The following is a 23741-nucleotide window of genomic DNA, read 5'->3' on the forward strand; positions in this document are numbered from 1 at the left end:
CTTGGTTTATCCAAACGTAAACGCATACAGCTCCACGCTCGGCCTTTCAAAAATCATTTCAAAGAGATGCTCTCCCTCATCTTCTTTCGGGAGCGTCACCAGATTGTAGAGCCGGGCATCGTTGATGATCGCTTTGCCGTCCGCTCCGACATCGACGCCGCGCATGTTCGCCGGGAGCGGCGCGCCGTCGATCAGAATCTTCGCCGGAATGCCTTCCTCCGTCCCTTTCATCACCAAATTCAGCTTCGGCGCCTGGAAGCGGAATTGGATTTTGCCTCCGGGGGCCTGGAGGATCGCCGCTTCGCCGATGACTTTCCAAGTGCCGCCGAGGGCCCATTGGTTGAGTCGAAGGGAAGGAGGCGAGGTATAGTTAATTGTCGTGTCGGGAACCATCTTTTCTTTCGAGAAAAAATTGCCGGCGCGGTTGTAGCCGGTGTAGGTTTCGGGGGAGCGGATTCTGAAGACGTTCACCGTTTTTTCCGCTTTCTCGATCGTCACCGGCGCGTGAAGCAGCTTCGCCTCCATCAAGACCGATTGAATCGCCCCTTCGAAGATATCCTCATCCCCCTCGCCGAAGTGCGTCAGCCGCAGCCTTCCCTCCGCGTCGATCAGATATTTCGCCGGCCAGAACTGATTGCGGAAGGCTTTCCATGTGCCGTAGTCGTTGTCGACGGCGACCGGATATTTGATCCCGTGACGCGCAATGGCCCGCTTGATGTTTTCAATCTCCTTCTCGAACTGAAACTCCGGCGTGTGAACGCCGACGATGACCAGACCCTGGTCGCGGTACTTTGCGTCCCAGCGGATGACCGCCGGCAGCGCCCGGATGCAGTTGATGCAGGAGTAGGTCCAGAATTCGACCAGTACTACTTTTCCCCGCAGGCTCTCTTTGGTCAGGGGCGATGAATTAAGCCAGGTCGTGATCTGCGTGAACTCCGGCATCTTTCCGAGGACAGGGTAGGGGGATTTCTTGCCGGCGCCGGGGGCGTTCTCGGCGCCGGAGCGGTTGCCGGCATCGAACGGCGGTTTGGCTTCGACCAGCCGCTTCTCGATTTGATTGGCGACGAAGAGCGAACCGGGCAGCTTGGCAAGGAGGAGGGTATCGAACTGAAAGAAGAGGGCGACGACCGTTGCGATGGTCAGGGCGCCGAGCGCTTTGTGTGTCAACGCTCCCCACCGGCGAAGGGAGGTGATCCGGTCCGAGATCCGTCGCCCGCCGTACCCGATTAAAAGCATCGGCGCCGCGGCGCCGAGGGAGTAAGCGCTCATCAAAATCAAGGTCGGCCCGAACGAGGCCTGCGCGGCGGCCAAGGTCAAAATGATCCCCAAGACCGGCCCGGCGCAGGGGGCCCAGATCAGTCCGAGCGACGCGCCGAGGAAGGCGGAGGAGAGGGGCGTTTTCTCGATGGAGGATCGATTCATTCCGGGGATCTGTCGGGTGAGGGCGCTGATTTTCGTCCCGATTCGCTCCCAGGGCGAGGGCCAGAGAAGACTGAGGCCAAGGAAGAATAAAATGAGGAGGGCCGCGTGTCGAAGGGTGTTGTTACTGAGACCGAGGAAGCTTCCGAAGAACGCAAAGATGACGCCGAAAAGGGTAAAGCTGATTGCAAGACCGGCGACAATCCAGAGCGGGCGACGGCGATCCCCCCCGGAGATCGAGGCGCTTAAGAGCGGGGGAAGAATCGGCAGGATGCAGGGGCTTAAAACGGTTAAGGCGCCCGCGACGACCGCTAAAATTCCAAGGGTCCAGCTCATAAAAATTCCGATAAGGCCTTCTGTCCTAAGCAACGCGAAGGATCTCTGCCCCTGTCCCTTGAAGAGCGGATGCTTCGCCTTCGGCTCAGCATGACAGATCAGATTTAAGGACGCTTGCCCTTTAAATTAGCACAATTTTATATTTCTTTATATCGTTCGGTTTGATTCAGACCCCGGCGTACCATTCATCGCCTTGCCCTCAAGGAACTGGAACCGGCTTGATTGACAGAGCGGGTCCCTCCCCCTATAATCAATTGTTCGCGTTTAAATATGGATGGATTCAATGGCGTTGTTCCGGGAATGGAAAAAAGGTCTTCTCGGGGTTGCGGCTCTGGTCGCGATCATCGCGGGGGTGACCCTTTTCCGCGGGGGGGAAAAAGCAGCGGAGTACAGGACGGCGAAGGTCGAGCAAGGGGAGATCACGACCAGCGTTTCGGCCACCGGCAGGGTCGACGCCGTCGTCACCGTGGAGGTGGGGAGCCAGGTTTCCGGGAGGGTGCAGAAGCTCTTTGCCGATTTTAACTCGCGCGTCGAGAAAGGACAGGTGGTCGCTCAAATCGATCCGTCCCTTTTTGAGGCGCAGGTCGAACAGGCGCGGGCGAAGCTGGCCAACGATGAGGCGAATACAGAAAAGGCGCGCGTTCTCCTGGCCGATGCAAAACGGGCCCTTAAAAGAATGGAGACCCTTTTCGCCCGCGACTTCGTCTCCGAGAGCGAAAAGGAGGCGGCGCAGAGCGCCCATGATTCGGCCGTTGCCAATTTGAAGGCGGCCGAGACCCAGATCGCGCAAGACCGGGCCTCTCTCAAACTTGTTGAGGAGAACCTCCGCTATGCCACGATTCTTTCACCGGTAGACGGAATCGTCATCTCCCGGAATGTCTCCGTAGGACAGACCGTGGCCGCCTCGCTTCAAGCGCCGACCCTCTTCACCATCGCCCAGGACCTGATGGAGATGAAGGTGGATACCAGCGTGGATGAAGCCGACATCGGAAGGGTCGCGATCGGACAGGAGGCGGAGTTCACCGTCGATGCCTACCCCGACACCCCCTTCCGCGGGACGGTCCAGGATATCTACAATCAGCCGGTCGTGCTCCAAAACGTCGTCACCTATGCCGCCATCATCCGCGTAAAGAATCCCGAATTGAAGCTCCGGCCGGGGATGACCGCCAACGTCACGATCCGGGTCGCGCATAAAGAGAATGTGCTCAAGCTGCCGAACGCGGCCCTTCGTTACCGGCCTGAGGGTGAATCGGGCCGGTCCGTTCCCGTAAAAAAGGGGGGAGGGCGAACGACCGACGTTTGGGTGCTGCGGGAGGGAAAAGAGCTCGCGGTGCCGGTGACCCTCGGATTGAGCGACGGGAGTTTTACCGAGGTCCTCTCGGGCGACCTCAAACCGGGGGATCGGGTGATCACCGAAAGGCTCGGAGGCGCCACCTCCGCTCCCGGCGGCCGCAGGGCTCCCTCGATGAGGTTTTAATCCGAAGATGGATCCGTTGATTCAGATCGATGCTCTCTGGAAGGTCTACCGGACCGGCGAGATGGAGCTGGCCGCGTTGAAGGGGGTGTCGTTCTCCGTCTCCCGGGGAGAGTTTGTCGCGTTGATGGGGCCGTCGGGCTCGGGGAAATCGACCTTGATGCATCTGTTGGGCTGTCTCGATCGCCCGACCCGGGGGCGTTATCTGCTCGACGGGGTGGAGGTCGGCGGATTGCAGCCGAACGAGCTGGCCCGAATTCGAAACCGGAAAATCGGTTTTGTCTTTCAAGGATTCAATCTCCTCTCCCGGACCACCGCCCTGGAGAACGTCGAACTCCCCATGCTCTATTCATATGTGGGGGCCCGTGCGGATGAAGAAAAAGAAAATTCCTCCGATGCCCCCACGCCCCGCGCTCGTGCTGGCACAGCCAGTCACTCGCTTGTCTCTCTTTCCGCAAAAGAGCGGCTCGCGCGAGCGCGGGAGGCGTTGGAGCGGGTGGGGCTGGCGGACCGGCTTTATCACTATCCGAACCAGCTTTCCGGCGGGCAGCAGCAGCGGGTGGCGATCGCCCGGGCGCTGGTGATGCGCCCTCCTCTCATCCTGGCCGATGAGCCGACCGGAAATCTCGATACCCGCACCTCGATCGAAATTATGTCGCTTTTTCAGGAGCTGAATGAAGCGGGGATGACCCTTCTTCTGGTGACGCACGAACAGGATATCGCGCAATATGCCTCCCGGATCATCCGTTTCCGGGACGGGCAGATTCAGAGCGATCAGCCGGTCGAAGGGCGGGCGAGCGCGCGGGAGGCGTTAACGTCGATGGCGGGAGATATCGCATGAGGCCGCGCCGTCGTCGGTCGGCTCCATTCCATAGGGAGATTGAATGACTTCGGCAAGCGCATTGAAGATTGCAGGCCGGGCCCTGGCCCGAAACACGATGAGATCGGCGCTCACGATGCTCGGAATGATCATCGGGGTCGGCGCGGTGATCACCATGGTTTCCGTCGGGCAGGGGGCCAAAGCGCAGGTCGAAGCGCAGATCGCCACGATCGGGTCGAATATGCTGATGATCTTTCCCGGAAGCACGCGGCAAGGCGGGGTCCGCGGCGGATCGGGGACGATGACGACCCTCACCGAAGCGGATGCGAAGGCGATCGCGGAAGAGGTGTCGGCCGTCCGATGGGCCGCCCCGTCGCTTCGCACCTCGGCCCAGGTGGTCAGCGGAAACCAGAACTGGTCGACGGGGATCATCGGGAGCACCCCCGACTACTTTATTATCCGAGATTGGTCGTTTGAGTCGGGGGGCGCTTTTACCCAATCGGCGCTCAGCGGCGCGGCGAAGGCGGCGGTCATCGGAAAGACAGTCGCTCTGAATCTTTTCGGCATGCAAGATCCGGTGGGAGAGACGATCCGAATCGGGAATGTTCCGTTCAAAGTAGTCGGCGTCCTCTCTCCCAAGGGGCAATCGACGCAGGGGCAAGATCAGGATGACACTGTCGTGATTCCCCTCTCGACGCAGCAGAAGCGGATCATGGGGGTCACTCATATCGGGATGATCCTGGTCTCCGCGAATTCTCCGGAAGAGACGGCGGTTGCGGAAGAAGGGATCCGCCTTCTGCTCCGGCAGCGCCATCGCATTCTCCCCGGAGAGGAAGACGATTTCCTCGTCCGCAATATGACCGAGATCGCCAGCGCCGCGGAATCGTCCTCGGAGGTGATGACTCTGCTGCTCGGCAGCATCGCCTCGGTCTCATTGATCGTCGGCGGGATCGGGATTATGAACATCATGCTCGTTTCGGTGACCGAGCGGACCCGAGAAATCGGCATCCGGATGGCGGTCGGCGCGCGCGGGCGCGACATCCTCCTTCAGTTTCTGATGGAGGCGGTCGTCCTCTCCCTGACCGGCGGACTGCTCGGCATCGCCCTCGGGATGGCCGGCTCCAAGATCATCTCCACCGTCGTCCAGTGGCCGACGATCGTCTCCCTCCAATCGATCTTCCTCGCCTCGGTTTTCTCGATCGCCATCGGGATCTTCTTCGGGCTTTATCCCGCCCGCCGGGCGGCCGCGCTCGATCCGATCGAGGCGTTGCGGTACGACTGAGAAATCGTTCCGGACGGATGCATGAACAGTCCCAAAAAATACCTATTTTGTTCTTGAACTGCTCAGACGCTTTCGGTTAGCATGAATTGGCCGACCGGGATGGGCCCGGTGTGGCACTGTATCCAAGAAAGGAGTATTTGTCTCCGATGTTTCACATGCTGCAACCGATTCGTTTTGTTCTGTCGCTTTTTCTGTTGATGTCGTTGACGGCCGCCTGCGGCGGCGGGGGAGGGGCTTCGTCAGATTCCGGTGATTCCGGCACGGGAAAGGCCGCCATCCTTCTCACCGACCGCGCTGAAGAGAAGATCACCGATCGCGAGGGGAATGTCATCACCTCGGCCCAGGAGATCGGGGTGACCTTCAGCGAAATGGCGTTGAAGCCGGTAAAAGGGCCATGGGTTTCCGTTTTCAACGGACCGCCCGATATTTCGGTCAATCTGTTGGCGCTTCAGGGGAAGGCCGATCTGATCGATGTGGTCGATCTTCCGGTCGGGGCTTATGATAAAGCGCGCATCAAGGTCGAAAACGCTTGGTTTGTCGATGCGGAAGGGGTCCGGCATGATGTGATCGTTCCTTCGGGGAAGATCACGATCAAATTCAAGCGCCACCTCATTATCCGGGCCAATGATGAAACCGAGGTCCTCTTCGACTTCATTCCCGGAAAATCGATCCATCTGATCGAGGCCGGAAAGAGCGGCAAATTCATCCTCCGTCCGGTGGTCCGCGTGCGGGTGCTCGGGGAAGAGGTCACGGAGTTCGTCAAGATCGAGGGGCAAATCGTCTCGGTCGATTGCAGCGAGAACCGATTGATGCTCGATCCACGACATGGCGAGCCGATTGCCGTCAACCTGGAGGATGCGCTGATCGTTCTGAAGGACGGCTCCTTCTTCAGAGGAGGCGACGACGATGACGATGACGAACGGAAAAGAGAGGCGGCGCAAGTCGCTTCCTGCCAGCAGCTCCAGGAGGGACAGAATGTGGAAGTGGTCGGCAGCAGCGACGAAGAAGGGGTGATTCACGCTTCGGTGGTGCTGATCAAAACGGAGGAGCCGGCTTCACACCGTCTCGAATTCACCGGAACCCTCCTGGAGGCCGATTGCGACCAACAGACGTTCCGCGTCACCTTCAGCGGCGGGGAGATCGAGGTGACCCTCCTTCCGGAGACCAAACTATTTACGGCCGACGACCAAGCGGTTCCGGCGGCGGAGGTCTGCGAGCGATTGAGCGAAGCGGTTCAGAAGCGGATCGAGGTGGCGGGGAAGGTGGAGAACAATCAGGTCATCGCCGCCGAAATCACCCTTTTGCCCGAGGCCCCTGTTTCCATGCCGACCCGCGCGGCGGGGACGGTGGAATCGATCAGTGTGACGGGGACCGAGGTCACCGGGTTCGTTCTGGAGGCCGACGGCGGCCAGTCGTATACCATCGCGATCGACGCTCAGACCGAAATCAAGGATCAAAACGGAGATCCGGTTGCGCCGAATGCCCTTCTCAATCAGCGGGTTCGTGTCGAGGGAACCCTCGATGCCGGGACCACCCCGCCGACGATTGAAGCGGCGGAAGTCGTTCTCCTTTCCATTTCGTAGTTTCTCTTTGGCGCACCGGCATGGAAATTCATGCCGGTGCGCCTCTTTCCTCCGCGATGTTCAGCGCTTCCGAATGTAAGCTTCCTTACATAAATAATTGCTGGAATGAAGGAGAATAAGAAAATTGGGGGCCTGACCGAAGCGGAGCCATGCGGTAGACGCCGAGGTCAGGGATGTTAACCTCATTTTTAAGGAGGGGAGAGTTATGTGGCGGAAAATGGCAGCCTCATCTGCCGGCGCCGGTCGTGCCGGCCGTCCTGGAGAGGCGGTATCAGGGACCGCTCCATTCCAAAAGAGGAGAGCCCTGTCACCCTTCAAGACGGGTCTCGATCTGTTTTATGAGTTTCTCTATCGACTCGGTCTCCCGTTGCTTCTGTTCGGATCGCTGACCTACTTCGGATGGGTCCTCTGGTCGATGGATTATTCATCGGCCGGATCCGGATAACCGGGATCTTCCGGGGTTCCGTATGACATGGAAGGGGTTACGTCGCGGATGCTCCGATCTGCCCCAGGACCCGGCGGAGTTTTCTCCGCCGGGTCCTGGAGTGCGGGGCGGCCGGATCGCCGTAGAGCCGATCGGCGTAAGATCGGGTCGCTTCATCCTCAATGCTGAACCAGCGGCTTCCACGCGCCGTTTCCGCGATCGGCCCGCACGGATGGTGCTTCCGGATTTCATCGCGCAGCGCCGAAAGCCATTCCGGATCGAAAGAGGTGAAGCTGATTCCGATGCCGCGGGTCGATTTTTTGTAGCAGAGGGTGCCGCATCCCTCCAGAATTCCCCGTTCCAGGTGGGGTTGATCCGGTCGATACCGATCGAAAACCGCCGGAAGGGGCGGGTCGATCTCCCGGAGAATTTCTTCTGGGAGGGTCAAGATCACTTCGGTTTGTGTTCCATGAAGGGGTCGTTCCGGATGATGGAGCCGGACATGTGGGATCTTTCGGTAGCGGCAGGCTAAATCGAGAAGAACGGCGGTCTCTTCCATCACCTCCCGATCCCGATGGCGGATCGTCGGATGACCGGGAACCCGCGCGGCATGCAAAAAACCGATGAGATACGCTTCTTGCTCCGGACGCATCGTTCCTCCTCTCTTTGGAGAGATCTTAGTCGATTTCTCCCCGACGATCAATCCCGGCCCTGTTTGATAAAAGAATTTTGCTAATCAGATCGAGACAACCCTCGAAATCGGATTGTTGGAGGAGAGATCCTATGGTAGGATAAACCGATTTTCCGTTCGGAAGTTCGGTCCGTTGCGAAAAACGAAGCAGCGGCGAAGACACAGGAGCCTGCCCTTACCTTGCCCGACCCTTTCCGTTCGTCCGGTTTCCGGCCGCGATCTTTGCAACAATGCCAGCCCGTGTGCTCGCCTTCAGCTTCTTCATGATGTTTTTGACGTGATCCTTCACGGTATGGACGCCGATGCCGAGCGCCGATGCGATCTCTTTGTTGATCAATCCCCGGCTGATCAGATTGCAGATCTCCTCTTCGCGCTTTGTCAATTTGACTTCATCGGCCGGAGCGGAGGAAGAGGACCCCGCTCGCTCCTGTATCGGCTCAATCAGGATCATCACCGGCGCCTCTTCCTGTCCGGCCCCTTCCAGGACGATCCCCCGGAGGGAAAAGGTCGTTCCCCGAAGGGGAAGCAGCTCGCAGAGCGGTGTTTCCTGGCTTTGACCGTTCGGCTTCGAAAGCGCATCGAGAATCTTGGCTCGGAACTGGTGAAGTCGCTTGACCAGTTTTCCCTCTTCCGCTCTGGAAGAGGATCCCCGTCCGCCCCGGATCTTTTTCAAAATCTCGTCCGCCTGCTGGTTCATCAGGAGGATTTCTCCTCTCGGTCCCATCACCACGACGCCGGGGGAGGAGCGCCGGTTGATCAACGACATGATCTCGGGGGCATCGGTTTGGGGCGGCGTTTCTTCTCTGAACGGGAATGCGGCCAGATATTCCATCTCATGCTTCACTTCGTGCGCCATTGCTTTCCCCCCTCTTGCGATTGCTTTGCTCCAACGTGAATCCTGCCACCATACAAAGCAAAGGGGATGCCATATTTCTGAATACAGCCCATAGGCCTTTTTTAATAAAGAAAAGTCGGTTTTTTAAAGATGCACTCGATATCTGCGCTTCTGGTTTTTCCGATTTCCGGAATTCGGTTTTGATTCCCGGAAAAGAGGAACAAAAATATGTATTCATTTATGTCTCAATCTTCACAAAACGAAAAACAAAAACGGGCGCGCGTGATCCCTCCTACTCATTTCTACGTTGAAACTTTTCGAAATTATCATTACAATCGGCACGGGAGTTGAGTGATGCCAAGTTTGAGGATCTACCTTAAAGATGAATTTCGCTGGGTCTTTACCCTCCTGGAGAAGGAGATCCGGATCGGGCGGAGCCATGAGAATCATATCGTCCTTCCCCAGCCGGAGGTGTCGCGCCAGCATGCGTTCCTCCGCCGCGACGGAAAAAAATTCATCGTGGAGGACAAAAGCGGCCGGGGGATCGACCTCAATTTCCAGACGGTGACCGAAGCCCCCCTCCGTCATGGGGATGTCCTTCGGGTCGGTTCCTATCGTCTCATTTATGAGCTGGACGAGCACGAAGAGCCGTTCACCGAAACGATCACGCGCGAGCCGACCCTCAATCTTCCCGGCGCGGCGCGGCAAAAAGAGAAGGGGATCGTCCGCTGCCAGATCCATATCGTATCGGGCCCCGATGAGGGAAAGGTCTTTCCCCTTCCGGAAGGGGTGACCCGAATCGGCCGAAGCGGCCGAAACAATGTCGTTCTCTCCGATCCGTCGGTCTCCGGCCTGCATCTGGAGATCGAGGCGGGTCCGTCTGCGATTCAGCTGCGCGATTTGGGGAGCACGAACGGGACACGGATCAACGGGCAGCGGATTCAAAGCTCCGTCGCGGAGATCGGCTCCGAGATCCAGGTCGGCCAGACCAAGCTGAAGATTCACCCGGAGGAGCCGACCGAACCGATCGCCCCCCCTTCCCTCGGCCGGCTCATCGGACAGAGCCCGAAGATGCAGGATGTCTTTCGAATGATCCGGCGGGGGGCAAAGGGAGAGGTGGCCGTCCTCGTTCAGGCCGAGACCGGCTGTGGAAAGGAGCTGGTCGCACAGGAGATCCACCGCTTGAGCCCCCGCGCCCAGGGCCCGTTCATCACCCTCGACTGCAGCGCCATCCCGAAGGAGCTGATCGAATCGGAGCTCTTCGGACATGAGAAGGGGGCCTTTACGACCGCCGTCGCTCAGCGGAAGGGGGCGTTCGAGCTGGCCCGCGGCGGGACGATCTTCCTCGACGAGATCGGGGAGCTGCCGTTGGAAATGCAGCCGAAACTGCTGCGGGTGCTCGAAGAGCGGACCTTCAAGCGGGTCGGCGGCAATGAAACCCTCCGATCCGATTTCCGGATCATCGCCGCGACGAACCGTTGGCTCGATCAAGAGGTGCTCCAGGGGCGTTTCCGGCAGGATCTCTATTTCCGGCTCTATGTTTTGCCGATTTTCCTCCCCCCCCTCCGGGAAAGAAAAGACGACATCCCGCTTCTCATCGAACACTTTCTGAAGGGAAGGTCGGTGCAGGTGGCCCCCTCGGCGATGGAAAAGCTCCTTGCCCATACTTGGCCCGGCAACGTCCGGGAACTGAGGAATGTCATCGAGCGGGCCGTCGTCATGATGGAGGGGAGCCTTCTGTCCCCGGAGGATCTCCTCTTTCTCCAAGCGCCGGAGCGGGAGGGGCCGCCGATGTCTTGGGAGGATCAAAAAACCACCCCGCCGACCGGATCGCTGGAGGAGATCGAAAAGCAGGTCATCCAGCGGACGCTCAAAACCCACCAGGGAGACAAGAAGGCCGCCGCCCAGGTCCTCGGGATCGCCCTCTCCACCCTCTATGAAAAAATCAAACGCCATCAGATTGCCGATTAGAATTCTTTTCTTTCCTTTCGTCGGGGCGCACCGGCGTGTGCGCCCCGACGTGGGGAATGATTCCATGGGGGAGAAAAGGATCAAACAACGGGGAAGCGTGTCAACGATTCGTTAAAAGCGCACTGTGACGATGCCGCCGTAAATATTCCTCCTGTACTCGAAGAGTGGGATGTTCGAGTCATTTTGCTGGTGCAGGTACTGCAATGCAAAATCGACATTCCGGGTGATCGCCCTGGAGAGGGTGACGATCGCCAGCCATTCATCATCTTCTCGCTTCGCTCCGGGGGGCTGCTGGTTCTCTTCGTCGAACCGGCGGATCACATACTCGGTGTCGGCCGCAAGGGTGATTTTGTTCCAGGGGGGAAGAACCACCCCGGCGCCGAGCCGATGGCCGTCGAAGGTCCAGTCATCCTCGGCGGGCCGGTCGCCCGCTTCTTCCCTTTCGAAGTAGTAGCCGAAGTGAATGTTCGCTTTCGGCCGGAAGACGAAGTAGTGGGTGAACCCGGCTTTGTGGGTGTGGACGTCCCGGTCGGAATTGTCCGGAAAGAGCGGCTCGATATCGTCGAAGTTTTTCGACCCGAATTGGTATAAAAACTCGGTCACATTCCGTTTGGTCTCCTGAAGAATCAAACGGGGTCCGACGTTCTGCCGGAGAAGGTAGCGGTCTCCTCCCAGCGTCGCGAATTGCAATTCATACTGCAAGAGAATCTCCGCCGCGCCGAACCGCCTTCCGCCGTTCACGATCACGTTATGGCTCTGGATGTTAAAGTCGTTCAACAGATCGTCTTTATGAAGATTTTGATAAAAGCTGTACTCCGCCCGGCCGGTCCACTCGGGGGTGTTGAGCCACTGATAACGGCCGCGCAGAAACAAAAGGGCGAGCAGGTCGCTCTCTTCGGTGATTGCTTGGGGAGAGGACGGAATCGTCCGGCTCGGCTCCAGGATGACGTTGTCGTCATACTGAACCCCGGCGGAGAAAGAGAGGTCCCAACGTTTTTGATGTCTTGCCTGCTGATCAATCCGCTCCAGATAATCGCTGGCCGATTGGGCCGTTTCCCCTTCGGGGAGAAGGGTCAGGACGTTTTGAAACGACTTCCGGGCCGGTCCCATCTCCCCCGCTTCGAAGTGGGCCGATCCGGCGTGATAGTTCGCCTCCAGCGCGATCTCCGGATCGAGCGAGGCGGCCTTTTCCATCTTCGCCGCCGCTTCTTTCGGTTTTCCCATCCGCCGCAGGATTAATCCTTGATAGTAGTAGACCCGCGCCCGGCTGGGGTCGACCCGTTGGACGAGATCGAACTTTTCTAACGCTTCGTCATCCTTATCCTGCTGATAATAAAGCACCCCCAGATCAAAATGGGCTGGGATAAAGGCGGCGTCCCGCGCGAGGGCCTCTTTGAAGTTTTTCTCCGCCTCGTCGAGCCGGCCGGCCCGGGCTTGGGTGACGCCGATGTAGTAGAAAGCCTCCACCCCCTGCGGATTCTCGTCGAGCGCCTGTTTGAAGCGCTTCATCGCGCCGCCGAGATCGTTCTGATTCAACCGGACGATCCCGGCGGAGAGGAGGTCGTGATAGCCTTGGGGCTCCTCGGCGCGGGCCGTGGCGGTTCCGATGAACAGAGCAAAAAAAAGTATGCCGAGAAGGAACGTGTTCTTCAAGACGGTCTCCTATGGTCGTATGGTTGTGGTCGGTTGCAGGGGCGATGTTTCCGCGGCCACTGGTTCATGGGGTTCTCTTCATCCCCCGCCCATCGGGCCGGTCGGAACGATTCGCGGTCTCTTGTAGGGGCGGGCTTTGACCCCCCCCTACGATTTCAATAATAGAAACAATCCTATTTGTGAAGGCCATTCAGCATTCTTATTCTCCCATCGAGAAGAAAACGTCGGCGGTGCCGGTCGAACCGGTGATGCGTTGATCGGTCCATATCGCGAAGGCCCTCCCGACGGTATCGACCGCGATCGACGGAGCCGATTTGATCGAAACAGGCGCCGGATCTTCCTTGCTGATTTGTGAAAAAACAAAGCTGTTTCCGCGGTCCGTGCTCTTTGCGAGAAGGATGTGGTGTTGGAGGTCGGCCAAAGAGACCCTCTCGTGCAGGGCGATATAAAGACCGTTCGCTTCATCCAGCGCCACGCTGGGGAGCGTCTGGACCGTTTTATCGCCGCCCCTCAGGGCTTTGGCCCCTATAAATTTGAGATCGGTCAATCCGATTTCTCCCGCGTTAAAGAAGATAAAAGTACAACCATCTCCGCATTGATCCTGTTCCCAGGCGACATATACCGATCCCTCCGGACCGACGATTGCGCTGGGGCGTCTCGCCGCCGCACGGGGAAGATCAGGATCGGGTTCATTTACCTGAACCGGAGGGAAGAACGATTGGCCTCCGTCTCGGGAAGCGGTTGCCAAGAGATTTAGGCTGTTTCCCGTCTGTTCCCAAACCAGGAGAATTTCATCTCCAGCGCCGATCGAAAGGGTCGGCCGGGTGTCGTTGAAGGCGCCAATTTTTTCAGTGAGATTTCGGGGTGCGCCATCGATCGGGTTTCCGGCTGGATCGATTCTTTGGAGAAATATGTCGCTGCCGGCGGTTCCGGGCGTTTCCGACCAGGCCACGACAACGTTTCCCGTTTTGGATGAGACGGCAACCGTCGGGTCCTGAGCGGTGGTGCCGGTCTTTAGCGCGTCGATCATCTGGAACGGTTCTCCTTCTTTTCTGCGCACTGTGAGGTGGATGGTCTGGACGGCTCCTTGGCCGAGCAGTATCCTCTGACGGTAAGCGACGTAGATAGTCCCATCGGGGGCGACCGCCAAAGTGGACTGCGAAAGGGTTCCCGCCGTCCCTGAGGCAAGGGGCGTTTCGGCCCATGTTACGCCATCTTTGCTTTCAGCAAAAAGGACTAAGGAGCCGGTCGACCAGACCGCATAAATATTCCCTTTGAAGAAGGCGACATTCCGCTGACCGGACGACACGGTCGAGATTGAGTCGCTCTTGGTCGTGACCCGTATGTTCGGATCGAAGATCAACGACTTTCCGGTGACCAAGGTCACGTCGGAGCTGTCGAAGATTGCGGGGTCGGTTAGGCCGACCGCTTCCACCGTTGCTCCGACCGCGACGCCGCGGTCATCGGTGGGGATTGTCTTGGGCGGAACATAGATCCCATCGGGGGAAATTTTCCCGAACCGATCGTCTCCGCCCGGCGCTCCGTTCACCCGCCAAACGACATCCGCATTGGTGGCGCCCTCGAGTGTGAACGGTTGTGTTTTTTGATCCTTCGGAACAATCACGGACGGAGGATTCACCTGGATCGATGTGATGCAGGAAACCCGAACAGATATCCCCGCCGAGAGTGCGGTGTTTCCGGCCCGATCGAATGCCTGCGCCGTCAGGGTATAAGGCCCGTTGGCGGGCGGCGACCAGGAAATGCTGAAGAGATTGCCGCTTGGGATCGTATCTTCTCCAATCGGCGCGCCGGAGGCAAAGAAACCGACGCGGCTGATCCCGTTCGCATCGGTGGCCGAAGCGATGACGCTGACGCCGCCGCATCCGAGCAGGTCGCCCTGCTTCGGAGAGGTGATCCCGACGACGGGCGGGGTGTTGTCGACCGTGACGGAGACCGAATCCGAGTCGGTGACGCCCAAAGAATCGATCAGGTCGGCCCGCAGGGTATGGGGGCCTTCCACTTGAAGCGCGATCGTGTCCCAGGTGAACGGGAAGGAGGGGGGAAGATCGCTGTTTCCGATCGCGGCGTCGTCCACCGAATAGGTCACGCCGAGGGCGGCCGGCAGATCGGCCACGGCCGATGTGACGGTGACCCTTCCCCTCACGAGAGCGCCGTCCGAGGGGGCGGTGAGGGTGATCCGGCACGCCTTGGGGGCGAGCGAGGCGTTGACGGTATCGACGGTCGATCGGCCTCGAACCAGATCGATTCCTCTTCCGACGAGGGCTCCTTCCTTGGGTGGAACATGATCCCAGGCATTCCCGCGGGCGCTGATAGCGCTGGCGGTGACCAGGTCAACATCTGCGTTGCAGCTGATCGTGTTGCCGCCCGCGCTCCCTTGGCTGCTGCCGAGATCGGGCTTGGAGAGGCCGTCCACCGAAATGCCGGTCTTGTTTCGAGAAATCATGTTCCCCTGGACGATGGGGGAGGCTCCGGAGAGAATTTCGAGCCCTGTTTTGTTGTCGGTGATGCTGTTGTCGACCACCCGCGGCGCGGCGCCGTTCTCGATGCGGATTGCGGTGAGCAGCCCTTGCTTCGCCGCGCCGAAGCTGTTTTTCGTGATCAGCGGCTTTGACGCGCCGCGAATCAAGATCCCGGTTCCCGTATTGCATCCGCAGTCGACGAACAGGTTGTTCTGAATGGTCGGCGACGCATTCGTAATCTCGATATGGTTTGTCAGACTATCGAGAGCGCGAACGGTGAATCCCGATAAGGAGGCGTTGTCGGCGCCGACGATCCCGGTGCCGGTCGCGTTGGTGAAATCGAGGATCGATTCTCGCTCCGCCCCCTGAAGGGCGATCCCCTGAGGCATCGCGAGGGGAGCGGGCTCTCCTGTTTGTCCCCCGAAGGAATAGGTTCCGGCAGCGACCAGAACGGTTGTCACGGTTTCGAGCTGCTTTGCACGATTCACCCCCTGCGTGACGGTTTTGCAGGGGTCGGTGTCGCTTCCGCAGCCGGCGCTGTCCCGGCCGGCGGCGTCGACGAAAATGGTCGTCTGCGGCGTAATGATCGTGATGGCGGCCGTTCCGGAGAGGGCGGGATCGGAAACGCTGGTCGCCTGGACCCGGACCTGATTGGGGAAAGGAACGCCCTCAGGCGCGGTATATTCCGCATGGGTGGCGTCGATCTGTTCAATCGTTCCGAAAGGGCCGTCTCCCAGGAGGGACCAGGTGACGGACGGATCGTCGAGTCCGGTGATTGTCGCCGTAAATATTTGTGTCCGACCGGTGAGGACACGGATGTTGTCCGGATCGATCCGGAGGGTCGGCGGTGGAAGAAGGGTCACGGATGCGGTGGCAAAGATCGCCGGGTTGGAAGCGCTGGTCGCTTTAATCGTGACCGGGTTCGTGGCCGGAAGATTCTGAGGGGCGGTGTAGACGGCCGGGTTGGTTTGGGTGATCGTTCCGACGGTCGGGTTCCCCCCCTCTGCCTCATTGACGGTCCAGACGACGGTCGGGTCTTCGAGGCCGGTGACCTCGGCGGTGAAGGTCTGCCCGGTTCCGGCCGCGACGGAGGCGGCCGGCGGCGAAAGGGTGATCTTCGGCGGGGCGGGGGTGTCGACCGGCACCATCTTGATGACGACCGACGCGAACCCTCCCGGCTCCAGATCGGCCCGCGCATCGCCGAGGAAAAGAAGATTTCCTTCCGAATCGGAAGCCTCGATGAGAAAATAACGGGCGCGTCCGGCAGGGAGTTGGAGGGTGATCGTGACGGTCTCGCCGGGGGTTACATCCAACGTCTGCTCGGCGAGGGGGGCCCCCGCGTCGTCGGTCACGCGAATCGCGATTTTGGAGACCGCGCCGGGGGCCGGCGCGAAGGCTTTCGCGCGGGCGGAAGCCGCGGGGACCTTCATCGTGATCCCGACCGTGGCGGTTCCGTCCGATCCGGTCTCTCCCCCCCCGCTGCAAGCGGCGAGGAGAAAGAGCATCGTGAAATAGAAAAATGAGCGGCCTTGAGAGAACATTGTTTGCCTTTGTTGATGTCGGGGCGCACCCACGGGTGCGCCCCGTTTTCGCATTCGTATCTGTCGCAATCCAGGTGCCCAGAGAGGGGCGGACACGTAGGTCCGCCCCTACTCGTCATCGTTTGTGAAGTCGTCTCCCATTGCAAAGAAAACAGTGCGAAGGCCTTGATTTCTTTCGTCTGTCCAAATCGCGAAAGCACGGCCCGCGCCGTCCACCGCGAGGGAAGGAGAAAGTCGACTCACGAATGTACCTGCGAGTGAATTAATCTGCGAGAATGTAAATGTAAAAGGGCTTCCATTATCGATGCTCTTGGCGAGCCTGATCAGATTTTCACCCCGGGGCAGTTCCCGGAAGGCGACGTAAATGCCGTTGGCGCCATCCCATGCGATGCTCGGACTCTCCTGATCGGGACTCGTTCGAATTTCTCCGAAAGAATGGTTCTGACCAAAGACAAGTTCTTCGGCGTCCAGGGTTCCCTTCGCGAAGTAGACAAGGGTGCAGCCGTCGCCACACCAATCAAGCTCCCAGGCGATATATACATTTCCTTGAGGACCCGCAGCGACCGTGGGTGAAGAGGTGAAGTCAAAGGGGTCTTCTGTCGGATCATCTACCCGGGCGGCGGGGAGAAAGGTCGCCCCCCCATCGGTGGAAGCGGTGGCGGCGATGTTCAGAAAGAAGTTGTCGTTGATAAATCCGGAAACCTCCCATGCCACGAAAACCTCACCGGAACCAGCAATCGAGATGGCCGGCCGGGTCTGGTCGAAAGGGCTGTCATCGGTATTGACCCTTTTTGGCTCTTCGTCCACCTGCACTCTTTGGAGAAAAATATCGGTCCCCGTATTGGGAGAGATGGATGATACATCGGACCAGGCGACGAATGCGACACCGGTCGGGGAAACCGCCACCGTCGGGTCTTGTGGAAACGAGCCGACCATAGTGAGGGGAAGGAATTGAAAGTCAGTTTCTCCGGAAGGCCGAACATACAGCCAGATCGTCGCGCTGTCGCAGAATAAACAGGCGACGTAGGCGATATAAACACTCCCGTCCGGCCCGACCGCCAGCGACGGATCGGCAACCCCGCCATCGCTTGTGCCGACGATGACCGGCTCCTCCGGCCATCGATCTTTCTCCGAAGTCTCCGAGAAAAGAATCTGAGAACAGCCTTCTGAGCAGCCGGCGGCCCACGCGGCGTATACCTTTCCGTTGTGATATGCAACGCTCCGCTGACCGGAAGAATGAGTCGAAACGGAGTCAGGAATGGATACCGGGACGTTCTGTCCAAATTCCAACTGCAATCCCGTCACCACCTTCACCTGCGCCGCGTCGCGGCGGTCGGGGTCGGCTTTATCGACCGCGTCGACGGTGATGGCGGTCGGCACGCCGATGTCGTTGGGGTTGGTCCGATCGATCGGAATGACGGCCGGAGCGGTGTAGGTGCCGTCGGGGGCGATCCGGCCGGCGGTGTCGTCCCCCCCCGCAGTTCCATTGACGAAAAAGTCAACCTGAGAAGGGGCATCTTCCCCCAAGGTGAACGTTTGAGTGGCGCCGCGGGTAAGGATCGCTGCGGGCGGGTCGATCTGCAAGGGATTGATCTGAATCACCACCATCTCAATCGTGAGGGTCACCGAGGCGCCGGAGACGAGATCGACCGTGTCGCTTCCTTGATAGCGGGCGGCGCCGGTGTTGTCGAAGGCGGTGACGTCGAAGCGCCGCGCGGGCCCCGCGGGAACCTCCAGCGCGAGGGTCGTCACTCCATCGTGATTGGCGTCGGACGCGGTGGAAAGGGGCTCCATCCCCGGCCCGGACACATCCACGGTCACCGAGACGATCCCGGAAGGGGCGGGGGCCGCGCGTCGCGCCGCCGCTTTTTCCGCGGTATTCGTGTTGAGAGTAATCCGAACCGACGCGGTGCCGGCGGTGTCCGAGCCCTGACAGCCGGCGAGGAATAAAACGAGAGCCGCCACCGAAAAGAGGCTGATCTGATTCCGAATCGATATTCCTGATCGCATTTTTTATAATCCTGTTTTGTAGGGGCGCACCGATGTGTGCGCCCTTGTTATTTTGTGGACGGCCAGGGCGGACACGCAGGTCCGCCCCTACCTAAAACTGCACATCAATCCGAACCGGGACCGTGGGCGGCGCGCCCGCAGATCCGGAAGGGGTCGGAGGGACCAACATTCCCATCGACGGGGCCATCACCTGATGTCCGGCGGAGCCCTGCGGGATCTGCGGGGCGGCAAAAATCGTCCCGGTCGAAAGAATCGCCGCGCCGCCGTCGCCGATCGCCTCGGCCCCCGAGATCATCGCCGTCAGATCGAGCGGAAAGAGGGGAGTATCGAGAAGCGCTTTGCGGGCCAGCTCGAATTCGGGATCTTCTTCCACCGCCAGGAAGAAGGATCGGGAGGCTTCCCGATACTTGCCCTGGTCGAGATACTCAAGCCCCTGGGAGTAGAGACGAAACGCTTTGAAGTTCTTCGTATGGATCGTCCCGACCGCCGCCCGGGTCTGGCTGTCGAGGCTCTCCGGGCAGTGGCCGATCCCGCAGAGGATTTTGAAGACCAATTCTTTTTCCAGCTGGTAGAAGGTCGGCAGGTCTCCCTGAACCTCCGAGTTGGTGAGCGATTTCCCGCTCTCCGTCTGCGTGACGGCGGCGTCGAGGCGGATCTTCTCCTGATCGAGATCGAGGAAGCTGCCGGTGGTGATCTTCCCGGCGCCGAGGAGTTTCCCGACGCGGGGGGCGCTCTTGGCATCGACCAATCCAGATTGCGAGAGCTTCAATTCATCGAGAAGGGCCTTGAGCTGGACCCGCTCCACCACTTTCAGCGTCTTGACCTTCGAGAGATCGGTAATGATCATCGCCGCCAGTCCCTTCGAAAGAGGGGCGTAGGTCTGCTGCCCCAAATTCTGAAAGGGGGAGACCGCAATCGCCCTGGCGTCGATCTTTCCGGTAAGCTCCTTTTCCTGCTGGAGGATCTCCCTTGCGGTCCGTTTGGCCTCTTCTTGCAGGAGCAGCGTCAGATATTTCGAGACCTCGCGATTTCCCTCGCTTCCCGGATCGAGCCGGACATATTGTTTCCAGGCGGCGATCGCTTTGGACGGGTCCCCGGCCCGCAGATGGCTGAGACCGAGATAAAGCGCCTCTTGCGCGCCGGCTTCTTTCCCCTCGTAGGCCTGGATGATCTCGGCATAGCGCCCCTCTTGGTAGAGGGCCTTCACCGCCGACTCCGGCCGGCCGATCTCCTGAGCCCATCCCAGCATCGGCGTCACCCATATGAAAAACACGAACAAGATTAGTTGTCGTCTCATTGCAGTTCCTTTAGTAGGAGGTTCTCCATCCGCTCCCGCGCTTCCTGATGCCGGGCGTCGATGGCGAGGGCCTTTTGATACATCTCCAAGGCCTTCCGGTTGTTGTTGGATTGTTCAAGGGCCAACCCTTGCAGAAAAAAATCGTGGCTTGATTTCGGCATCCCCTGGGGGAGGCCGACTTTGGCAATCAATAAATCGGCCATCTGTTTCGAGAAATTTTTCTCAAGAATCGCCCGCTCGGCGGCGCGCCCTTCGAGAGCGCTTCCCTCGGCGATCCCTCGCTCGACCTCCACGATCCGGCCGTCGATCCGGAGCCCCCCCGCCAAAGAGGTATACCCCCCCATGATCAGGTATTGGGCCCCGAGCAATTTCCCGAGGCGAAGCTGGCTTTCCCGGTCGGCGATGTCGAGGCTGGCGAGGGAGAGCTCTTCCAAGATTTTTTGGAGCGACTCCCGGTCGATCAGGCGAAGGTCGGGGCGCCCCGAGAGCTGCTCCGAGATCCGATCGGCCAGGGTGCGGCCGAGCCCCTGTGTCGCGGCGGTTTGGCCGATCCCATGGTCTTCGAATTCCAGGACGGCCACGGTCAGCAGGTTTCGTTCCGGAAGGAGAGGCGCCTCCGGACGGACCGGAGGCGCCGAGGGAGAAGCGCAGGCGGTGAACGCAAACAAGAGTGGAATCAGAAAATCAAAACGCCGTTTCATTTCCCCCTACTTCCTCTAACACTTTTTGATCCTTCTGGACGGCGGACGTGCGCTCCGTCAGCTTTCCGTAAGAGAGTCCTTCCTCCACCTCCACGATTTCGAGAAGGCCGACCCGCTTTTTCTTGTGGCCAATCGTCTTCCCATCGACCACGATCGCTTCCCCTTCATCGATGATCTTCAATCTGGTTCCCGGTTGGATCCCATGGCGGGCTCCGAGGTTGATGATGACCTGGTTCCCCTCCTCGACGGAGGCGATCTTCCCTTTCAGCGGATATTGCTCCTTGATCTTTTTGCCGAGCGCCTGCGCCGTCTGATCGGCGAGGGCCAACAGATTCTTCTGCGGACCCATCTCGTCGGCATGGGTGATCTTGATCGCCGAGGTCTCCGGATCGACCAGCCGAAGGCTCAGCCGGACCCCCTCCGGAATCTGCACCAGGCTGCCGGTGACGATCAGACGGGCCGAAAGGAGCTTCCCGAGCTTGAGGGCCGTTTCGGGATCGGCCAGTTCGGAGGAGCCGAGATTCAACTCGGTCAGCAGCTTGTCGAGCATCTCCCGCTCCACCACCGCAACCCGGCCGCCGGCGGAGAGCCGCTGCGTCATCTCGGCTTGTAGGAGCTCCGTCATCCCCTCGCGGAGGAGCCCCCCTCCCACCCGCTTCATCCCGAGGAAAGCGACCGTCATCGGCTTGGACGACCAGGGATCGGTCGGCGGAACCTCCGAGACCTTCCCTTTCTTAAACCGCTCGGCCAGATCGGCGACCAGACCGTCGACCCGCTTCTGCCGTTCCATATCCTCCTTGAAGGCGAGGTGTTGCTCCATCCGCTTCATCAGGTGTTTTGCGATCTCGTCTTCCGGATCGACGCTCAACGCCTCCTGATAGAGGGCGAGCGCCTTCTGAGGCTGCCCCTGCTTCTCGTAAAGAACGCCGCGGTTCGCGAGGATCTCGGGAGAGTAGGGGTTGTGGACGACCGCCTCCTGGTACATCTTCTCGGCCATCGCATATTGTCCCTGTTCGGAGTGAATCCGCCCCGCGTTGTTGAAAGCGGTCGCCCGTTGCCAGTCGCTGGAGAGCTTCCCCTCGGCGGCGCGGGTGAACTCGGTCAGCGCCTCCTGCTGATTCCCCTGCATGGCGAGCACATTCCCCTTTACCAGATGGACCAGGCCGTTGTTCGGATCTTCCTTTTCGACTGCTTCGGCGATCGAGAGCGCCTTGTCGGTCTCTCCCTTCTGAAGATGGACTTCGGCGAGCCCCTCTTTCCCCAGGATCGCCTCGGGCGATTTCAGCTGGGCAATCTTGGAGAACTCCGATTCGGCGCGGTCGAGCTTCCCTTCTTTCAAAAAGACATGTCCGAGGCCGGCTGCCGCCTGCGCATCCTTCGGGTTCGACTTCAGCGCGCTTTCAAAGAGCGCCTTCGCCAGGGTGGTCTTCTTCGCCTGAAGTCCCCGCTGCGCCACGGTGGTGATGAAACGGGCGGAAGAGGGGCCTCCTCCCTCCAACACGTCGGTGATCCGGCCGCCGGGGCCGAGGATATAGGTCGTCGGGAGGATCACTTTCACTTCATACGCCCCGAAGACTTTTCCGTCATCCCGCACCACCGGGAAGGGGAGAGGATGTTGTTTCAGATAAGGATCGAGCGTCTTGGCATTGTCTTGCGTTACGGCGAGGATGGCGATCCCCGCCTTCTCGTATTGCGCGTAGAGCCCCTTGAGGTGATCGAGCCCCTCCCGCGCCGGCTTGGAGCCGAGCTTGAAGAAATAAACCAGGACCATCGGTTTTTTCTTCACCGATTCCAACGCGGCGAAGCCCGGGGCGGTCTCCCCCTTCTTGAGGGCGGCTTCGGCGGTTCCGACCGTCCCGATCAGAAAGAGGAAGAGCGCGGCTACCATCCCCCATACGACGCGCTTCCGGTGGCCGCTCTTTTTTCCAGGCCGGCTCATTGTCTTCATGGCGTCTTCTCCTCTTCTGCGAGTTTTAAATCGACCGGGACCTTCTCTCCGGAGACGACGGTGATCGTCGCTTCCAGCGGGTGGTACCCTTCTTTCCTCAAGACCAATTCATGCGAGCCGGCGGGGAGATCGAGCATCAGCGGGGTGAGCCCCTTCGGTTCGCCGTCGATGAGCACCTCCGCGCCGATCGGCGTCGTCGTCAGATCGACCTGGCCGATCTGAGGGGCGGCGACCGCCCTGGTGGCCGCTCCATTTCCTAGGCTATTGGCGCCGGCGCCCGTCGGATCGGCCGGCGCTTGATTGGGAGCCAAACGCCACCAACCGATCAGAGCCAGAAGCCCGATGACGGCGATGGGCGCCCAAACCCAATACCGGCCCCGGCCCGCAGGAGTTGGAAGGGGCGCCTCTTGGCTCCCGGAGAGGGCCATGGTCGGACGCTCCTCCGCGGCCTGCTCCCGATGCGTCGACAGCCCGGCAAGCGCATCGGCCATCTCCGCCCCGGTGGAGAAGCGTTGACCCGGTTCCTTCTCCATCGCTTTCATCACGATGTCGCTGAGCGGTTTTGGGATGTCGGGGGAGAGGCTCGCCGGCGGAGCGGGGTTTTTGGTCAACACCTGGTGCATGATGGCGGCGACGTTGTCCCCCGGAAAGGGCTTTTGACGGGTCAGAAGCTCGTAAAGGAGGGCGCCGACGGAGAAAAGATCGGAGCGTCCATCGACCCGCTCTCCCTTGCATTGCTCCGGGGACATGTACTGCGGCGTGCCGAGGAGGTGGTCGGTCTGCGTGTGGCCCCCTCCGTCCAGTCGCGCGATCCCGAAGTCTGTCACTTTAACCGTCTGCTGCTCCGAAGTCAAAAGAATATTTCCCGGTTTGATATCCCGATGGATCACCCCTTTGGAATGGGCGAAGTCGAGGGCGCGGCAGATGTCGATTCCGATCCGGACGATCTGATCGACGGTCAGCGGCGTCCCTTTTTTGAGAAGCTGGCCGAGCGAAGTCCCCTCGACATATTCCATGACAATGTAGGAGGTGCCGGTGGCGGTGTCCTCTCCGGTATCGAAGATGGTGACGATGTTCGGATGGACCAGCCTACCCAAGGCGAGGATCTCCCCCTGGAAGCGCTTGCGGGTCTCCTCCGATGCTTCGAACAGCTCCGGGCGGAGGCACTTGAGAGCGACCTGCCGGTGGATCTTGGCATCGCTGCCGAGGTAGACGATGCCCATGGCGCCCCGTCCGATTTCAATTAAAATTTCGTAACGTCCGAGTGATTTCATTG

16 protein-coding genes are annotated in these 23741 nt (G+C 59.8%); 6 read left to right on the plus strand and 10 right to left on the minus strand.

Going from position 1 to position 23741, the window contains the following annotated elements:
• Nucleotides 1-6: 6 nt before the first annotated feature.
• Nucleotides 7-1755 (minus strand): cytochrome c biogenesis protein DipZ, encoded by a 1749-nt coding sequence (locus MNODULE_RS08320; RefSeq protein WP_168058966.1) that lies wholly within the window; start codon nucleotides 1753-1755, stop codon nucleotides 7-9.
• 283 nt (nucleotides 1756-2038) lie between these two features.
• Here MNODULE_RS08320 and MNODULE_RS08325 point away from each other — a divergent pair, with 283 nt between their 5' ends.
• The 5 genes from MNODULE_RS08325 to MNODULE_RS08345 all read left to right on the plus strand — a co-directional run bounded on the left by MNODULE_RS08325 (nucleotide 2039) and on the right by MNODULE_RS08345 (nucleotide 7359).
• A complete protein-coding gene (locus MNODULE_RS08325; protein ID WP_168058967.1) occupies nucleotides 2039-3232 on the plus strand; it encodes an efflux RND transporter periplasmic adaptor subunit in 1194 nt (397 codons plus the stop codon).
• Nucleotides 3233-3239: 7 nt separating this feature from the next.
• Nucleotides 3240-4070, plus strand: coding sequence for an ABC transporter ATP-binding protein (locus tag MNODULE_RS08330; RefSeq protein ID WP_272953226.1), 831 nt, complete (start codon nucleotides 3240-3242; stop codon nucleotides 4068-4070).
• 43 nt (nucleotides 4071-4113) lie between these two features.
• Nucleotides 4114-5331, plus strand: a complete 1218-nt coding sequence (locus tag MNODULE_RS08335; protein ID WP_168058968.1) for an ABC transporter permease — start codon at nucleotides 4114-4116, stop codon at nucleotides 5329-5331.
• 146 nt (nucleotides 5332-5477) lie between these two features.
• The gene (locus MNODULE_RS08340; RefSeq protein WP_168058969.1) at nucleotides 5478-6914 is read left to right on the plus strand and encodes a DUF4382 domain-containing protein; all 1437 of its coding nucleotides are present in this window, start codon (nucleotides 5478-5480) and stop codon (nucleotides 6912-6914) included.
• A 205-nt stretch (nucleotides 6915-7119) separates the two neighbouring features.
• Complete coding sequence (locus MNODULE_RS08345) at nucleotides 7120-7359, plus strand: hypothetical protein (protein WP_168058970.1); 240 nt, start codon at nucleotides 7120-7122, stop codon at nucleotides 7357-7359.
• A gap of 37 nt (nucleotides 7360-7396) precedes the next feature.
• Here the strand turns inward: MNODULE_RS08345 and MNODULE_RS08350 are convergent, their stop codons facing one another.
• The gene (locus MNODULE_RS08350) at nucleotides 7397-7990 is read right to left on the minus strand and encodes a hypothetical protein (protein ID WP_168058971.1); all 594 of its coding nucleotides are present in this window, start codon (nucleotides 7988-7990) and stop codon (nucleotides 7397-7399) included.
• A 214-nt stretch (nucleotides 7991-8204) separates the two neighbouring features.
• The gene (locus tag MNODULE_RS08355; RefSeq protein WP_168058972.1) at nucleotides 8205-8885 is read right to left on the minus strand and encodes a helix-turn-helix transcriptional regulator; all 681 of its coding nucleotides are present in this window, start codon (nucleotides 8883-8885) and stop codon (nucleotides 8205-8207) included.
• Between the two features lie 333 nt (nucleotides 8886-9218).
• Here MNODULE_RS08355 and MNODULE_RS08360 point away from each other — a divergent pair, with 333 nt between their 5' ends.
• Nucleotides 9219-10835, plus strand: coding sequence for a sigma 54-interacting transcriptional regulator (locus MNODULE_RS08360; protein ID WP_168058973.1), 1617 nt, complete (start codon nucleotides 9219-9221; stop codon nucleotides 10833-10835).
• Nucleotides 10836-10946: 111 nt separating this feature from the next.
• Here MNODULE_RS08360 and MNODULE_RS08365 read toward each other — a convergent pair whose 3' ends face one another.
• The 7 genes from MNODULE_RS08365 to MNODULE_RS08395 all read right to left on the minus strand — a co-directional run bounded on the left by MNODULE_RS08365 (nucleotide 10947) and on the right by MNODULE_RS08395 (nucleotide 23739).
• The gene (locus tag MNODULE_RS08365; protein ID WP_168058974.1) at nucleotides 10947-12488 is read right to left on the minus strand and encodes a tetratricopeptide repeat protein; all 1542 of its coding nucleotides are present in this window, start codon (nucleotides 12486-12488) and stop codon (nucleotides 10947-10949) included.
• A 199-nt stretch (nucleotides 12489-12687) separates the two neighbouring features.
• Nucleotides 12688-16509, minus strand: a complete 3822-nt coding sequence (locus MNODULE_RS08370) for a DUF1565 domain-containing protein (protein ID WP_168058975.1) — start codon at nucleotides 16507-16509, stop codon at nucleotides 12688-12690.
• A 108-nt stretch (nucleotides 16510-16617) separates the two neighbouring features.
• Entirely contained in the window at nucleotides 16618-18519 is a 1902-nt protein-coding gene (locus MNODULE_RS08375; protein WP_168058976.1) for a glycoside hydrolase family 43 protein, read from the minus strand.
• A 91-nt stretch (nucleotides 18520-18610) separates the two neighbouring features.
• Nucleotides 18611-19816, minus strand: a complete 1206-nt coding sequence (locus MNODULE_RS08380; RefSeq protein ID WP_168058977.1) for a CsgG/HfaB family protein — start codon at nucleotides 19814-19816, stop codon at nucleotides 18611-18613.
• Nucleotides 19813-20517 carry a CsgG/HfaB family protein gene (locus MNODULE_RS08385; protein ID WP_168058978.1) on the minus strand — a complete coding sequence of 235 codons (705 nt, stop codon included), beginning with the start codon at nucleotides 20515-20517 and terminating at the stop codon, nucleotides 19813-19815. The genes MNODULE_RS08380 and MNODULE_RS08385 overlap by 4 nt, the downstream gene beginning before the upstream one ends.
• Nucleotides 20501-22465, minus strand: a complete 1965-nt coding sequence (locus MNODULE_RS08390) for a tetratricopeptide repeat protein (RefSeq protein WP_168058979.1) — start codon at nucleotides 22463-22465, stop codon at nucleotides 20501-20503. Before MNODULE_RS08390 ends, MNODULE_RS08385 begins: the two co-directional genes overlap by 17 nt.
• Nucleotides 22462-23739 (minus strand): serine/threonine protein kinase, encoded by a 1278-nt coding sequence (locus MNODULE_RS08395; RefSeq protein ID WP_168058980.1) that lies wholly within the window; start codon nucleotides 23737-23739, stop codon nucleotides 22462-22464. Before MNODULE_RS08395 ends, MNODULE_RS08390 begins: the two co-directional genes overlap by 4 nt.
• Between the last annotated feature and the right edge of the window lie 2 nt (nucleotides 23740-23741).

It is taken from the genome of Candidatus Manganitrophus noduliformans (assembly GCF_012184425.1).
Taxonomy (GTDB): Bacteria; Nitrospirota; Nitrospiria; order SBBL01; family Manganitrophaceae; genus Manganitrophus; species Manganitrophus noduliformans.

Excerpts from the sequence above, each read along its gene's own strand:
- MNODULE_RS08340 (WP_168058969.1), top strand. The coding sequence starts at position 5,478 with ATGTTTCACATGCTGCAACCGATTCGTTTTGTTCTGTCGCTTTTTCTG.
- MNODULE_RS08390 (WP_168058979.1), bottom strand. The coding sequence starts at position 22,465 with ATGAAGACAATGAGCCGGCCTGGAAAAAAGAGCGGCCACCGGAAGCGC.
- MNODULE_RS08395 (WP_168058980.1), bottom strand. The coding sequence starts at position 23,739 with ATGAAATCACTCGGACGTTACGAAATTTTAATTGAAATCGGACGGGGC.
- MNODULE_RS08335 (WP_168058968.1), top strand. The coding sequence starts at position 4,114 with ATGACTTCGGCAAGCGCATTGAAGATTGCAGGCCGGGCCCTGGCCCGA.
- MNODULE_RS08380 (WP_168058977.1), bottom strand. The coding sequence starts at position 19,816 with ATGAGACGACAACTAATCTTGTTCGTGTTTTTCATATGGGTGACGCCG.
- MNODULE_RS08325 (WP_168058967.1), top strand. The coding sequence starts at position 2,039 with ATGGCGTTGTTCCGGGAATGGAAAAAAGGTCTTCTCGGGGTTGCGGCT.
- MNODULE_RS08370 (WP_168058975.1), bottom strand. The coding sequence starts at position 16,509 with ATGTTCTCTCAAGGCCGCTCATTTTTCTATTTCACGATGCTCTTTCTC.
- MNODULE_RS08360 (WP_168058973.1), top strand. The coding sequence starts at position 9,219 with ATGCCAAGTTTGAGGATCTACCTTAAAGATGAATTTCGCTGGGTCTTT.
- MNODULE_RS08345 (WP_168058970.1), top strand. The coding sequence starts at position 7,120 with ATGTGGCGGAAAATGGCAGCCTCATCTGCCGGCGCCGGTCGTGCCGGC.
- MNODULE_RS08385 (WP_168058978.1), bottom strand. The coding sequence starts at position 20,517 with ATGAAACGGCGTTTTGATTTTCTGATTCCACTCTTGTTTGCGTTCACC.
- MNODULE_RS08355 (WP_168058972.1), bottom strand. The coding sequence starts at position 8,885 with ATGGCGCACGAAGTGAAGCATGAGATGGAATATCTGGCCGCATTCCCG.
- MNODULE_RS08375 (WP_168058976.1), bottom strand. The coding sequence starts at position 18,519 with ATGCGATCAGGAATATCGATTCGGAATCAGATCAGCCTCTTTTCGGTG.
- MNODULE_RS08350 (WP_168058971.1), bottom strand. The coding sequence starts at position 7,990 with ATGCGTCCGGAGCAAGAAGCGTATCTCATCGGTTTTTTGCATGCCGCG.
- MNODULE_RS08330 (WP_272953226.1), top strand. The coding sequence starts at position 3,240 with ATGGATCCGTTGATTCAGATCGATGCTCTCTGGAAGGTCTACCGGACC.
- MNODULE_RS08320 (WP_168058966.1), bottom strand. The coding sequence starts at position 1,755 with ATGAGCTGGACCCTTGGAATTTTAGCGGTCGTCGCGGGCGCCTTAACC.